General features: G+C 75.8%; 10 protein-coding genes. 3 read left to right on the top strand and 7 right to left on the bottom strand.

Annotated elements, in window-relative coordinates:
• Positions 1-91 precede the first annotated feature (91 nt).
• From BJP40_RS00405 to BJP40_RS00395, 3 genes are all read right to left on the bottom strand, one after another.
• Positions 92-1,504 carry a HAMP domain-containing sensor histidine kinase gene (locus BJP40_RS00405; protein WP_071277538.1) on the bottom strand — a complete coding sequence of 471 codons (1,413 nt, stop codon included), beginning with the start codon at positions 1,502-1,504 and terminating at the stop codon, positions 92-94.
• A complete protein-coding gene (locus BJP40_RS00400; RefSeq protein WP_371258575.1) occupies positions 1,501-2,301 on the bottom strand; it encodes a hypothetical protein in 801 nt (266 codons plus the stop codon). The genes BJP40_RS00405 and BJP40_RS00400 overlap by 4 nt, the downstream gene beginning before the upstream one ends.
• Positions 2,302-2,584: 283 nt before the next feature.
• Positions 2,585-4,990 (bottom strand): HEAT repeat domain-containing protein, encoded by a 2,406-nt coding sequence (locus BJP40_RS00395; protein ID WP_071277536.1) that lies wholly within the window; start codon positions 4,988-4,990, stop codon positions 2,585-2,587.
• Between the two features lie 387 nt (positions 4,991-5,377).
• Between BJP40_RS00395 and BJP40_RS00390 the strand changes: the two genes are divergently transcribed.
• Complete coding sequence (locus BJP40_RS00390) at positions 5,378-6,358, top strand: ATP-dependent DNA ligase (protein WP_071277534.1); 981 nt, start codon at positions 5,378-5,380, stop codon at positions 6,356-6,358.
• A 10-nt stretch (positions 6,359-6,368) separates the two neighbouring features.
• Here BJP40_RS00390 and ligD read toward each other — a convergent pair whose 3' ends face one another.
• Positions 6,369-7,259: a non-homologous end-joining DNA ligase gene (gene ligD, locus BJP40_RS00385; protein WP_071277532.1), complete on the bottom strand. Its 891-nt coding sequence runs from the start codon at positions 7,257-7,259 to the stop codon at positions 6,369-6,371.
• 41 nt (positions 7,260-7,300) lie between these two features.
• On the opposite strand from ligD, the gene BJP40_RS00380 reads away from it, so the two are divergent.
• Positions 7,301-8,386, top strand: a complete 1,086-nt coding sequence (locus BJP40_RS00380) for a Ku protein (protein WP_071277530.1) — start codon at positions 7,301-7,303, stop codon at positions 8,384-8,386.
• 392 nt (positions 8,387-8,778) lie between these two features.
• Here BJP40_RS00380 and BJP40_RS00375 read toward each other — a convergent pair whose 3' ends face one another.
• The 3 genes from BJP40_RS00375 to BJP40_RS00365 form a co-directional block, all read right to left on the bottom strand.
• Complete coding sequence (locus BJP40_RS00375) at positions 8,779-9,510, bottom strand: siderophore-interacting protein (RefSeq protein WP_071277528.1); 732 nt, start codon at positions 9,508-9,510, stop codon at positions 8,779-8,781.
• A gap of 456 nt (positions 9,511-9,966) precedes the next feature.
• Positions 9,967-10,458, bottom strand: coding sequence for a MaoC family dehydratase (locus BJP40_RS32540; protein ID WP_071277526.1), 492 nt, complete (start codon positions 10,456-10,458; stop codon positions 9,967-9,969).
• A gap of 26 nt (positions 10,459-10,484) precedes the next feature.
• Entirely contained in the window at positions 10,485-11,873 is a 1,389-nt protein-coding gene (locus tag BJP40_RS00365; RefSeq protein WP_071277524.1) for a class II 3-deoxy-7-phosphoheptulonate synthase, read from the bottom strand.
• 386 nt (positions 11,874-12,259) lie between these two features.
• Here BJP40_RS00365 and BJP40_RS00360 point away from each other — a divergent pair, with 386 nt between their 5' ends.
• Entirely contained in the window at positions 12,260-13,831 is a 1,572-nt protein-coding gene (locus tag BJP40_RS00360) for a 4-hydroxyphenylacetate 3-hydroxylase N-terminal domain-containing protein (protein ID WP_071277522.1), read from the top strand.
• Positions 13,832-13,862 lie beyond the last annotated feature (31 nt).

Raw genomic sequence — 13,862 nt, 5'->3', positions numbered from 1 at the left:
GCGCGGGGCCGCACGCCCCAGCGCTCCGCCGGCCCGGCCGGCCGAACCCCGCGCCGACGGCGCGTCAGCCGGCCCCTCCCGTGCCGAAGGCTCACGTCTCCGGCGGCCCGGGGACCTGCGGCGGGTCCTCCTCTGGCCCGGCGGCCTCCGGGGGCGGGGAGCCGTCGCCGTCACGCGGTCCGCCGGAGGCGCCGGCGGACCGCGCGTCCGGCCGCGCCGTCCGTTCGGCCTCCGGCTCCGCCGTGAGGTCCACGTACTCCGGCAGCGTCAGCCGCGCCAGCGCGCCCCCGTCCGGGGCGTTCCCGAACCGCAGCTCCGCGCCGATCGCCGCCGCCTGGCCCTTCGCGATGGTCAGGCCCAGCCCGTGCCCCTTGCTGCCGCTCTCCGTGCGGAACCGCTGCGGCCCGTGCTCCAGCAGGTACGCCGGATAGCCCGGTCCGTGGTCGCGGACCGTCACCACCGGTCCGTCCACGGTCAGTTCCACCGGCTGGGCGCCGTGCAGGTGCGCGTTGGCCAGCAGGTTCCCGAGCACCCTCGCCAGCCGCCGCTGGTCCGTCTCGACCCGCGCGTCCCGCACGATCCGCACCCGCGTCCCCGCCGCCCCGGAGGCCCCGGACGCCCGCACCACCCGCTCGGCCAGCGGCCCCAGGGCGTACACGTCCAGGTCGACCGCCTCGCTGCGGGTGTCGAGCCGCGAGATCTCCAGCAGGTCCTCCGTCAGCGCCCGCATCGCCCGCACCCGGTCCCGCACCAGCTCCGCGGGACGCCCCGGCGGCAGCAGCTCGGCCGCCGCCGACAGGCCCGTCAGCGGGGTGCGCAACTCGTGCGCCACGTCCGCGGTGAAGCGCTGCTCGCTGAGCAGCTTGCCCTGAAGCGAAGACGCCATGGTGTCGAGCGCGCCCGACACGGTCGCCACCTCGTCCTGGGGCCGTGAGGGGTCCTTCGTACGGGGGTCGTTGACCCGCGCGTCCAGGTCGCCCGCGCTGATCCGCCGCGCCACCTGAGCGGTCAGGTGCAGCCGTCGCGTCACCCGGGTCACCGCGAACCAGCCCACCACCAGCGTCGCCCCGATCGCCAGCACCGAGGAGCCGAGGATCGCCTGGTCGAGGCCGCTGATCATGCGGGCGCTCAGCGAGTAGTCGAGCCGGACGGCCAGGGCCCGTCCGTCCGCGGGCCCCGCCGCCCACATCGTGGGCCGCCCCCGGTGGTCGGCCACCATCGTGCCGCGGCGGCCGCGGGCCGCCATGTCCCGCAGCGCCGAGGGCAGGCCCTCCGGGTCCACCCCCGCGTACGGCGGCAGCGGCGCCCCCGCCTCGTACGCCCGCGTCACCTCCTCCAGACGGTCCAGCGCCTTCTCGCGTGACGTGTCGACGGTCTGCCGGGTCACCGACACGTGGACCAGCGCGCCCAGCAGCGCCGCCAGCGCGCAGCACATCAACGTGATGAAGACGGCGGCCTTCCACGTCAGGGTCGCCGTCCAGGCCGGTCGGCGGGGTGCGCTCACCGGGTGCTCCCCTGCGGCTCGGGTTCGGGCTCGTCCGCGGACAGGGACACCGGGTCGGGTCCGCTCGTGGAGCCGCCGTCCGGCCGCGGCGCCTGCGCCGGCGGACTCGGTTTGACCCGGACGATCTCGTCGCGGGCCGGCAGCATGGTGCCCTGCTGCCCGTCCCAGGACCACACCGTGCGGTACTCGTAGCCGGGAATCCCCGCGGACACCGAGCGCAGGATGAGGTCCCGGCCGGCCAGCTCGACGCTCACGATCTGGTCCACGGTCGACATGACGCGGGTCAGCTCACCGTCCGGCCCCGGCATGTAGCACCGCACCGCCACGAGCTGCTCCGGCAGGCGCACACCCACGATGAGCTCGTCCTTCCCGTCGCCGGTGAGGTCCCGGTAGTACGGCTTCAGGACCGGGCAGTCCCCGGGCGCGGCGGAGCACGCCCGGATCCGCTCGACCGTCTCCTCGTACATGCCGTCCGCCCCGGTGTACGTGTCCGGGTTCGCGTCGAACTCGGCCCGCAGCACCTTGACCGGGTCCACGCGGTGCACGTCCCCGCCCGGCACCTCGATCCCCGGCACGGTCTCCGTGTCGTTCTCGCCGTAGTCGTGCGGCGGCGCCGTGACCGGGGGCAGGTCGGGCCAGAGGCGGACCGGGCCCACCGCGGTGGGCGTGGCACCCGCGCTCTTCAGCCCGCCGGCGTCACCGCACCCCGCCGCCAGCGGGAGCAACAGGAACGGGACCGCCGCGAGCGGCAGCAGACGGGCCGCGTACGCGGACGGGCGGCGGCGGTGCGGGGTCACGGTGCTCCTGGTGCTTCTGGCGACGGCCGCGGCGGCGCGGCCGTGTCGACACCTTATGCGCCGGACGTCCCCTCACCCGCTCCTCCCGCACCGCAGCGCGTTCACCGCGGGCGGGGCGTGTCGCCACGGTGCGGCAGCCGGGTGGCGGCGTGCCGTGGCCCACCGCGCGGGCCCGTCACGGCGTACGGCCGGGCGCGGCGGCACCGGGGCGCCGGCCGACCGCCACGGGCGGCGCCGTCCACCCGGGTGGCGGGGGAGCGGCGGGGTGCGCCGCCGGAACGGCTCAGAGCGCCGTGTCCCCGCGCACCTGCCCCAGGGCCTGCCGGCACAGGGCCAGCAGCCGCTCGTCGTCGTGGACGTCGTGGTCGCTGCCGCCGACGAGCCCCGCCGAGGCGTTGTGCCGGCGGGTGCGGGCCAGCTCCGCCCGCAGCAGCGGCACCACGGCCGCCCCTGGCCCCCTGCCCGCCCCGACCGGGCCCAGCTCCGCCAGGAACTCCGCGACCCGCAACCGGGTGTGGCGGTTCTCCCGCCAGGCCGCCGCCAGCACGGGCAGCACCTCGCCCAGGCCGCCCGTCACCCGGCCGAGCGCGACCGCCGCGTCCACCCGGAGCCACACGTCCCGCGCCGTCAGGCAGGCCCGCAGCTCCGGTGCCGCCACCGCCGCGGCGCCGCCGAACGCGCCCAGGGCACCGGCGGCCGACCGGCGGCTGAGGGCGTCCCCGGCCAGCAGCAGCGAGCGCAGCTTCGGCAGCACCACGCCGGCGTCGCCGCCCTCCACCGCCCACAGGGCGCGCGCCGCCGCGGCGGCCATCCCCGCGGACGGATCGTTCAGCAGCACCCGTAGGTCGGGCACGGCCTCCCGGGCCGCGGGCCCGAACGACGCCACCGCCCGCAACGCCGACTCCAGCACCCACTCGCGGCGGAACGCCGGCGCGCCCCGCAGCACCCGCAGCACCTCGGGCAGCGCCTCCACGGCCCGCAGCCGCGCCAGCGCCAGCAGCAGCGGACCGCACCGCTCGCCCAGGTCGTCGTCCAGCGGCAGCGCCCCCAACCGGCGGCGCAGCGCCGGCACCAGCGGCGCGCCGCCCTCCTCCAGGTGCGGGATCGCGTACAGCAGCCTCCCGTGCGGCTCCGGTTCCTCCAGCGCCCGCGCCAGCGCCGGCACCGCCCGGGCGTCGCCCGCCCGGGTCAGCGCCAGCAGCGCCCGCGCCGCTCCGGGACGGCCGCCCTCCCACTCGGGCACCCACGGCGCCGGCTCCGACCCGACCCGCGCGGCCAGCGCGTCGGCGGCCGGCGCGGCCAGGGCGAACAGGTCCTCCAGCCAGCTCGCGGACGCCGCCCGCAGCCGCGCGTCCGGGGTGCCGAGCTGCGCCCCCACCAGCCGTACCACCTCGTCGTAGTCGCCCCGCCAGGTGCGGACCAGGCCGCCGCACATCCACACCGCGTCGGTCCGCTGCGCGGTGTCGGGGCTGCGCAGCTGGGCCACGATCAGCGCGATGCGGTCGTCGACCCGGTCGTCCAGGGCGCCGTGCAGGGTCCGCAGAAGGTCGTCGGCCCAGGCGGTGCCCCGCCCCGCGCGCTGCTCCTCACGCACGTCCCGGAGCTGCCCGACGAGGGTGGGCGCCGTGGGCCGCAGATCGCCGGCGGCCTCGGGCGCGCCCCTCTGCAGGCCGACCGGAGCGACCGGTTCACGTACCCCGGGCATGGTGCGCGAGTTGGCCGAATCCCACGGGGTCGCGGGCGGGTTGCCCCCCGCAAGGGTTGCGCTGCCGAACCCGGACGGCGTAGCGGAACCACCCGACCCTGCCGTACCACCAGCCCCGGCCACACCGTCGCTGGGCCCGTCGGCGCCCCCCGCCGCGCCGGCGCCCGCTCCGGTGCCGTCCACTCCCGCAGGGCACGCCCCGCCCGCGCAGGACGGTCCGCATCCGCCCTGGTGGAAGCCGTCCGGCTGGTGCCGCAGCTCCGACAGCAGCCCGATGACCGTCGCCGCCACGTCCCGGGGCAGCAGCGCGGGCGCGCACCGGGCCAGCTGGGCCAGCGCCGCCAGCCGCAGCGCCGGGTCCTGGGCCGCGCCGGACAGCCAGCCCAGCCAGCCCACGGTCTCCTCGCGCAGCGACTCGTACCGCAGCGCGATCCGCCCCACAGCCTCCACCAGCGCGAGCCGCACCTCGGGGTCCAGCTCGACCGTCAGCCGCTCCCGCAGCAGGTCCAGGACGCGCGCCGGGTCGCCGTGCAGCGAGGCGAGCGCCCCCGGCGCGGCCAGCCGGACCTCCCGGTCCTCGTCGCCGACCAGGCCCAGGAACACGTCGGCGCCCGCGGCGACCGCCGCCGCGGCCATCGCGTAGTTCGCCGCGTCCTCGAACTCCTCGCAGTCCGGGTCGAGTTCCTGCATCTCGTCGTCGCCGGAAAGGTCGATGCCGCCGATGCTGGCGAGCAACTCCACGACGCAGCCGCGGTCCTGCACCTCCGGGCAGGCCACGAGCTCCAGCAGGAACGGGATGCAGGCCAGCGTGGAGTCGTACACGTCGCCCTGGTGGTGCACCGTGCCGTACATCCCGTCCAGGGCCTGCTCGCGCTCCGCCGGATCGGCGGAGGCGAGCCCGCGCAGCAGCGCAGGCACGTCGTCGGCCGGGCCGTAGGCATGACCCAGCGAGGCCCAGTCGACCTCGTCGATCCCCGTGAACATGCCTTCCCTCCCCGTGAACACTGCACTTGGGGGCAATAGTGCACCACACCGGCGACGCCGATGCCCCGGCAATCGGACACGCCTGGGACACGCCTCGGCCACATCTCCGACCACATCTCCGAGCGCCTCCCCCGCCGTTGTCCCGCCCTTGTCCGCACCTCGTACCCGTTGTGTCCCGACTCCGCCGTACCGCGGGCGGGGAGGGGTGGCTGCGGCCGGTGACGGCCGCGGGCAGCGGGACGGCTCCCCCGTACCGGTGCCGCCGCCCCGCGCACCGCGGCCCCGCGCGGCCGGGGGGCGCGCCCGCCCCGCGCGGCCGGTGCGGGCCCGGGTGAATCGTCGGCCCCGCGGGACTGAAGCCCGCGGCGCCGGGTCAGGACTGACCCCGTGGACCTGCCCCTCATCGCCCCCATGCTCGCCACCGCCGGCACCCTCCCGCCGCCCGCCCAGGACGCCGCTTGGGCCTACGAGACGAAGCAGGACGGCCAGCGCGCGGTGTTCTACCTCCCCGGGGACGGCACCCTCGCCCTGCGCTCCCGTTCCGGCGAGGACATCACCCCCGCCTACCCCGAGCTGCGGCCCCTGGCCGACGCGCTGCCCCCCGGGCTCGCGGCCGTCCTCGACGGGGAGATCGTGATGCCGGACGAGCGGGGGCGCAGCGACTTCGCCCGGCTCCAGCCGCGCATGGGGCTCGCGGCCTCCCCGGAACGCGCCCGCCGACTGGCCGCCCGCGCACCCGTCCACGCGGTGCTGTTCGACGTCCTCCACCTGCGGGGCCGCCTCCTCACCGGCCTGCCCTGGAGCGAGCGGCGGCAGGAGCTCGAAGCCCTGGCCCTGGCCGGGCCCACCTGGTCCACGCCCGCCGCGCTCGTCGGACACGGCGCGCAGGCGCTCCGGGCTACCGAGGAGCACGGTCTGGAGGGCCTCCTCTGCAAGCGGATCGCCTCCCGTTACGCGCCCGGGGCCCGCTCCCGCGACTGGATCAAGATCCGCAACATGCGGACCGCCGACGTCGTCGTCTGCGGCTGGCTGCCCGGGGCCGGACGGCTCACCGGGCTGCCCGGCTCGGTGCTCATGGGCCAGTTCGAGGCGTCCGGCGGCGGCCTACGGTACGTCGGGGCCGTCGGCACCGGCTGGAGCGAGCGGGAACGCGCCGAACTGGCCCGCCTGCTCCACGCCTCGGAGGCCGCCGCCCATCCGTTCGTCCAGGCGCCGCCGGTGGCCGCGGCGGCCCGCTGGGTGGTGCCGCGTCTGGTGGGCGAGGTCCGGTACGCCACCCGCACCGGGGGCGGACTGCTCCGCCAGCCGTCCTGGCTGCGTCTGCGTCCCGATCTGTCGCCCGAGGAGTCCTCCGCGTACCTGGACTGACGTACGGCCCTCAGCCTTCCGGGACCGGGCCGGCTCCGGTGCCGTCCACCAGCGGCCGCAGCACGTCCCCGTACCGCTCGGCGCGCGCGGCGGCGTCGCCGAGCAGGAACGTCAGCTCCTCGGGGCGGCCGCACGCCGCCACCTCCTCCCAGGTCACCGGCGTCGAGACGGCGGGCCGTGCCCGGGCCCGCAGCGTGTAGGGCGCGGCGGTGGTCTTCGCGGCCGCGTTCTGGCTGTGGTCGACGAAGACCTTGCCGGGCCGCAGGGACTTCGCCATCCGGTGCACCACCGACCGGGGCAGCTCCGCCTCCGCCTCCACCGCGAGCCGCTTCGCGTACGCGGACACCACGTCCGACGGCGTCGGCTCGATCCCGGCGTACAGGTGCAGTCCCTTGGCACCGGAGGTCTTGGCGTACGCGGTGAGGCCGTCCGCGGCGAGCCGGTCGCGCAGCCAGAGGGCGACCCGGCAGCAGTCGACGACCGTCGCGGGGGCGCCGGGGTCGAGGTCGAACACGAGGCGGTCGGCGACACCGGGGTCGGCGGCCCGCCACTGGTGGGTGTGGAACTCGACCACGAGGTTGGCCGCCCACATCAGTGACGCCAGGCCGTCGACGACGACCTGGCGGGCGCCCGGGTCGTCGGAGCGCGGGACGGACGCGGTCGTCACCCAGTCGGGGGTGCCGGGCGGCGGGTTCTTGGTGAAGAACAGCTGCCCGTCCGGACCGTCCGGGTAGCGGAGGAAGGACAGCGGCCGGTCACGCAGATGGGGGAGGAGCAGGTCCGCCACGACGGCGTAGTAGTGCAGGATCTCCCCCTTCGTCGTCCCGGTCGCCGGATGGATGACCTTGTCCAGGTTGCTGAGGGCGATCCGCTGCCCCTCCACCTCCGTGATCGGCGTCATACCATGAGAATCCCACGATTCCGGTACGAAAGGGATGAACCGTGCGATCCATATGGAACGGCGCTATCTCCTTCGGGCTGGTCAGCATCCCCATCAAGCTGGTGAACGCGACGGAGAACCGGTCGGTCTCCTTCCGCCAGATCCACGCCGAGGACGGCGGGCGGATCCGCTACCGCAAGGTGTGCGAACTCGACGGGCGGGAGGTGACGGCGGCCGAGATCGGCAAGGCGTACGAGGAAGCCGACGGCACCATGATCCCGATCACCGACGAGGACCTGGCCGCGCTGCCGCTGCCCACCGCCAAGACGATCGAGATCGTCGCCTTCGTGCCGGCCGCCCAGATCGACCCGCTCCAGATGGACGCCGCCTACTACCTGCAGGCGAACGGCGTGCCCGCCGCCAAGCCGTACACGCTGCTGCGTGAGGCGCTCAAGCGCAGCGACCGCGTCGCGATCGCCAAGTACGCGCTGCGCGGGCGGGAGCGGCTGGGGATGCTGCGGGTCGTGGACGACGTGATCGCCATGCACGGGCTGCTCTGGCCGGACGAGATCCGCCGCCCCGAGGGCGTGGCGCCCGAGACGCCCGTCACCGTCCGCGACGCCGAACTGGACCTGGCGGACGCCCTCATGGACACGCTCGGGTCCGTCGACATCGGCGAACTGCACGACGACTACCGGACGGCGGTGGAGGAGCTGATCGCCGCGAAGGCGGAGGGGGCGGTGGCGCCCCCGGAGCCGGCTCCGGAACGGGGCGCCCAGGTCATCGACTTGATGGCGGCGCTGGAGAGCAGCGTCCGCGCGGCCCGCGAGGCCCGCGGGGAGGCGGCGGGTGGGAAGGTGGCGCGGGCGGCCGGGGCGTCGGTCACGGACCTGCCCTCCCGCTCCCGCAGGACGCCCCCGCGCGCCCCGGCCGCGCCGAAGGCGGCGGGCGGCAAGAAGTCGGCCGCGGCGAAGGCGTCGGAGGGCCAGGCCCGCAAGGCGGCGTCGAGGGCGGCGTCCAAGGCCAAGGACGCGGGGGCGGAGAAGGCTGCGGCCAGGAAGACGACCGGGAAGAAGACGGCGGCCAAGAAGCCGGCGGCGAAGAAGACCGCGACGGAGCGGGGCTCGTCCCGCAAGCGCTCCGCCTGACCGGGGTGGAGCACGGCGGCGGACCGGTGGTCCGCAGGCAGGTTCACCCCCGTCTCGTGGGCGGCGCCCTCGGGCGGGCCGCCCGGGCCGGTGGGGCCGCGCCGGACCCGGCCCGTCATCCCGCGGTGACCTGAACGCGGCGGCGCCTGCCGGGGATACGTGCCGCTGTCGTGCGGGAGGCGCCCGCGGGGCCCGTGCCGGTCGCCGGCCGGCGGTTCCACCGCCCGTGCGGTGCGGCTCGCCGCCTCTGCGGGCTCACCGCCCCTGCGGGTGCGCTGCTCCTGGGGGGCCGCCGTCCCGAGGGCTCGTCGCAGGGCGGTGCTTCGGCACGGTGCCGGGCGGTCGCCCCGCGTCCGCGGAGGCGGCGTCCGCCGTGGGCCCGGCCGACGTCGTCAGTCCGAGGCGAGCGGGTCGCGGTGGTCCGCCTCGTCGCGCTTCCAGTACCCCTTGGCGTACAGCGCGTCGCGGGGCAGGCCCAGCGCGTCGGCGAGGTGCCGCCGGACGGCGCGGATCGCCGTGGACTCGCCCGCCACCCAGGCGGCCGGCCGGGCCCCCGGGACCTCCGCCCCGCAGACGGCGTCCCGCAGGGCCTCGCCCTTGGCGGCTCCCTCCGGGCGGTGCAGCCAGACGACCTCCAGCCCCGGTGGGGTGCGCAGTGCGAGTTCGTCCTGCGGTCCCGCCACTTCCAAGTACGCCCTGCCCCGCACGTCCGGCGGCAGCTGCTCCGCGATCGTGGCCACCGCGGGCTGGGCGCTCTCGTCGCCCGCGAGCAGGTAGAAGTCGGCCCCCGGCACGGGGCGGAACGAGCCCCTCGGGCCGCCGAAGGAGACCTCCTCGCCGGGCGTGACGGCCTCCGCCCACCGTGCGGCCGGGCCGTTGCCGTGCAGGACCACGTCGACGTCGATGCGGGGCTCCCCGGGGTGCTGGTGCCGCACGGTGTAGGCGCGGCCCACCGTGCGGCCGTCGGCCGGGTCCGTGACGTGCAGTTTGATCCACTGCGTCGGCTCGTCGCAGCGGAACGCGGACATGCCCGTGCCGCTCAGCGTGATGCGGGCCATGCGGGGCGCGATGCGGGCGACGGCCTCGACGGTCGCGGTGTGACGGGTGCGGCGGTTGCGGAACATGGCGGGACCTTTCGGGCGGTGGTAGGGCGCCGGAGTGGTGTCTGACGGCCCCTCACACCTGCAAAGACTAGACGCAACGGTGCGTATAGGCAAGAGCCCGTTCCTCCCCGGCGGGGGACTGCCGGGGAGGAACGGGGGTCCGGTGGAGGCCCCGGGGCAGCCGGGGCCTCGCCCGCACTCCCCGGCACGCCCGGGGACCCGCGCACGGGCAGGGGGTGCGCAGCCGGGGCCCGCGGGCGGCCCGGCGGGGCGGGGCGCTCCGGCCGGGGCGGCCAGGCAGGCGTACCCCGGCACGGCCCGAGGGGGCCCGGCGACCCGGCCGGCACCCGCTTGCTCCGTGCTTCCGCTGCCCGATCGTGGCGGTGCCCGCGATCCACGCCGCGGCGGCCCGGCGGCCCGGGCTCAGCCCGCTGACGTCGGAAGCGACCGTGGCGGCCCGGCCGGTGCACGCCCGACTCAGACCGCGGGAGCCGGGACGCGGCACCCGAAGAGCAGGCGCGTGCGCATCCGGTAGAGCGGGACGCCGTCCCGGCCGTGCGCCTCCACCAGGAAGCGGACCGTGCCCACGCCCGGTCGCCTCGGGTGCGGCGCGGCCTCCTCGACCGCGGCGGTGCCGTGCAGCGTGTCGCCCGGCCGCACCGGAGCAAGGAACCGCACCTCGTCCATGCCGTACGAGCCCTGGCAGGACGAGTCGGCGAGGAGCGCCCGCACGAACAGCCCCGTCACCACCGCCCCGGTGTGCCAGCCGCTCGCCACCAGGCCGCCGAACGGCGACAGGCGCGCCGCCTCCGGATCCAGGTGGAAGGGCATCGGGTCGAAGGCGCGGGCGTACTCCACGATGTCCTGCTCCGTCAGCCGGGCCGTGCCGAGGGCGTACTCGGCACCCTCGGGGAAGTCCTCGAAATGGCGCACGGCGGTTCCCTTCTCCTCGGTCGTGTCGGTCGGCACGGGGTGCCGGTCAGTGCGTCGTCGGATCAGTACGGGGCGGGCACGAGGGGGGCGGCCGCGCCCGACGGCACCGGCGGGCAGGAGTCCAGCCAGGCCGCCAGCCGGAACGCCAGCGCCACCGACTGGTCGCGGTTGAGGCGCGGATCGCAGGCGGAGGCGTACCGCAGCGGAAGGTCGGCGTACCCCACCTCGTCGTCTCCGCCCACGCACTCCGTGACGTCCTCGCCGGTCAACTCCAGGTGCAGCCCGCCCGGATGGGTGCCCGCCTCCCGGTGCACCTCGAAGAACCCGGTGATCTCGTCGAGGACGGCGTCGACGTGCCGCGTCTTGTGCCCGCTCGGGGCCGTGCGGGTGTTGCCGTGCACGGCGTCGCACACCCACACCACCCGGGCGCCCTCCGCCCGCACCTTCTCCACCAGCTCCGGCAGCCGCTCCCGGATCCGCCCCGCGCCCATGCGGGTGATCAGGGTGAGGCGGCCGGGCGTCCGCTCCGGGTCGAGCCGGTCGACCAGCGCGAGGACGTCGTCCGCCGTCGCGTCGGGGCCCAGCTTCACCCCGACCGGATTGGCCACCCCGGCCGCGAAGGCGACGTGCGCGCCGTCGAGCCGCCGGGTCCGCTCGCCGATCCACACCATGTGGCCCGACAGGGCGTACCGGCGTCCCGTGCGGGAATCGGTGCGGACCAGGGGCGTCTCGTAGTCCAGCAGCAGCGCCTCGTGGCTGGCGAACACCTCGGTGGTGCGCGGCGCGGACGTGTTGCCGCCGCAGGCGCGGAGGAAGGCGAGCGCCGCGTCCATCCGGTCGAGCAGCGGCGCGTACCGGTGCCCCCGCGGCGACCGGGACAGGTGGGCGAGGTTGCGTGCGTGGGCCCGGTCCAGGTCGGCGCCGCCGCCGTCCCGGAACCGCCGCATCGCCTCCAGGGTGGCCGCGGAGGCGTCGTACACCCGCTCCAGACGCGCGGGGTCCGGGGTGCGGGCCGCCGCCGTGAACGCCACCCCGTTCACCGCGTCCCCCCGGTACGAGGAGAGGGTCACGCCGTCGCGGGTCTCCGTCGGCAGGGACCGCGGCTTCGCGTACTGCCCCGCCAGCCTGCCGACCTTCACCACGGGGGCGGCCGTCGCGTAGGCGAGCACGGCGCCCATCTGGTGCAGGACTTGCAGAGTCCGGCCGACCGCCCCCGGCGGGACGCCGTCGAGGGTCTCGGCGCAGTCGCCGCCCTGGAGCAGGAACGCCCCGCCGCGCGCCACCTCGCCGAGCCGGTCGCGCAGCCGGTCGCACGCCTCCGGCGAGACCAGCGGGGGAGCGGCGGCCAGGCGCGCGACGGTGGCGCGCAGCGCGGCCGGATCGGGCCAATCGGGCTGCTGGGCGGCCGGCAGGTCCTGCCGGGTCGCGTCATCGTGATGCGCCACGGACATCCTCTACGCCTCCGTCTCAGGGGCTCGCTCACGGGGGTGGCTCGGGGGCCGGCGGCGCGGGAGCGCGTCGGCCGCAGGGGCGGCGGGCTCCACGCCGGCGTCCCGGTGAGAGCGCGCCGCGTCCGGAGCCGCGTGGCGCCCGGCTCCGCAACGGTGGGGGCGCCACCGGTGCCCGCCCGGCACCGCAGAGCCTCGCACCCCCGAACCCGGCCCGGACAGTGCCCCTTTGCGGTTAGCGGAAAGGAACTACGCCTTCGGTACTAGCCACAGCGGCCGACTGTCGGGGCGCCCCGGGGTGCCGCAGGATTCCGGGCAGTGGACCGAGCGGTGCGCGGCACCCACATGCCGGCGACCGCTCCAGAACCGCCGTGAAAGGTGACCCCTGGATGAGCAGCACCGACCGCAAGCCCGGCTCCGCCACCCGTCCGCAGACCGGGGACGACTACCTGGAGAGCCTCCGCGACGGCCGGGACGTGAGGATCTACGGCGAGCGCGTCGAGGACGTCACGACGCACCCCGCCTTCCGGAACAACGCCCGCATGGTGGCGAGGCTCTACGACGCGCTGCACGACCCGGCCCGCAGCAGCCGGCTGGTCGTGCCCACGGACACCGGGAGCGGCGGGTTCACCCACCCGTACTTCAAGGCGCCGTACACCTCCGACGACCTGCGCACGGCAGCGCGGGCGATGGAGGAGTGGGCGAGGATGACGTACGGCTGGATGGGCCGCACCCCCGACTTCAAGGCCGCGTTCCTGTCCACCCTCGGCTCCAACAAGGAGCACTACGCGCCCTTCGAGGACAACGCCACGAACTGGTACCGCTCCGCGCAGGAGAAGGTCCTCTTCATCGGCCACGGCATCGTGAACCCGCCGATCGACCGCAACCGCGGCCTGACCGAGCTGAAGGACGTGATGCTCACCGTCGACAAGGAGACCGACGCCGGGCTGGTCGTGTCCGGCGCCAAGGTCGTCGGCACGGGTGCGGCGCTCACCCAGCACATCTTCATCGGCAGCTACGGCCGCATCCCCGACGGCGCGAAGGAGTTCTCCGCGTACTTCATCGTGCCCACCAACAGCCCCGGGCTCAAGGTGATATCCCGTCCCTCGTACGAGTACGCCGCGGCGACCGTGAGCAGCCCCTTCGACCAGCCGCTCAGCAGCCGCCTGGACGAGAACGACGGCATCCTCGTCTTCGACAAGGTCCTCATCCCGTGGGAGAACGTCTTCTGCTACGACGTGGACAAGGCGAACAACTTCTTCTACGGCTCCGGGTTCTTCTACCGGGCCATGTTCCACGCCTGCGTCCGCTTCGCCGTCAAGATGGACTTCCTCACCGGACTCCTCGCCAAGGGCCTGGAGACCACCGGGACCTCCCAGTTCCGCGGCGTGCAGAGCCGGCTCGGCGAGGTGCTGGCCTACCGCAACATGTTCTGGGCGCTCGTCGACTCGATGGCGTCCAACCCGACGAAGTGGCCCGACGGCACGGTCACGCCGAACGGCGAGACCGCGATGGCCTTCCGCGTGCTGTCGTCGTCGGTCTTCCCGAAGGTCCGGGAGATCTTCCTGCGCGACCTGGGCAGCGCCCTCGTCTACAACAACTCCCACGCCGCCGACTGGGCCGATCCCGAGATCCGCCCGTACCTCGACACCTACGTCCGGGGCCTCGGCGTCGAGGCGATCGACCGGGTCAAGCTGATGAAGCTCGCCTGGGACGCGGTCGGCACCGAGTTCGGAGCCCGCTGGGAGCTGTACGAGATGAACTACGCGGGCAACCACGAGCAGATCCGCTTCGAGGCGCTGCACGCCCAGCAGGCGTCCGGCAAGTTCGACACCTACAAGGACCTCGTCGAGCAGTGCATGGCCGAGTACGACGAGCACGGCTGGCGGGCGCCCGACCTCATCGACCCGAAGGACACCACCGTGATCGGCGCGGGCGGCGGCGCCGCGGCCGTGCGATGAGCGGCCCCGCTCTCCCGGACCGCCCCGCGCA

Source organism: Streptomyces sp. CC53 (assembly GCF_001865245.1).
Taxonomy (GTDB): Bacteria; Actinomycetota; Actinomycetes; order Streptomycetales; family Streptomycetaceae; genus Streptomyces.
The sequence above is the reverse complement of the archived record's forward strand: the minus strand, read 5'-3'. Positions and strand labels throughout refer to the sequence as shown.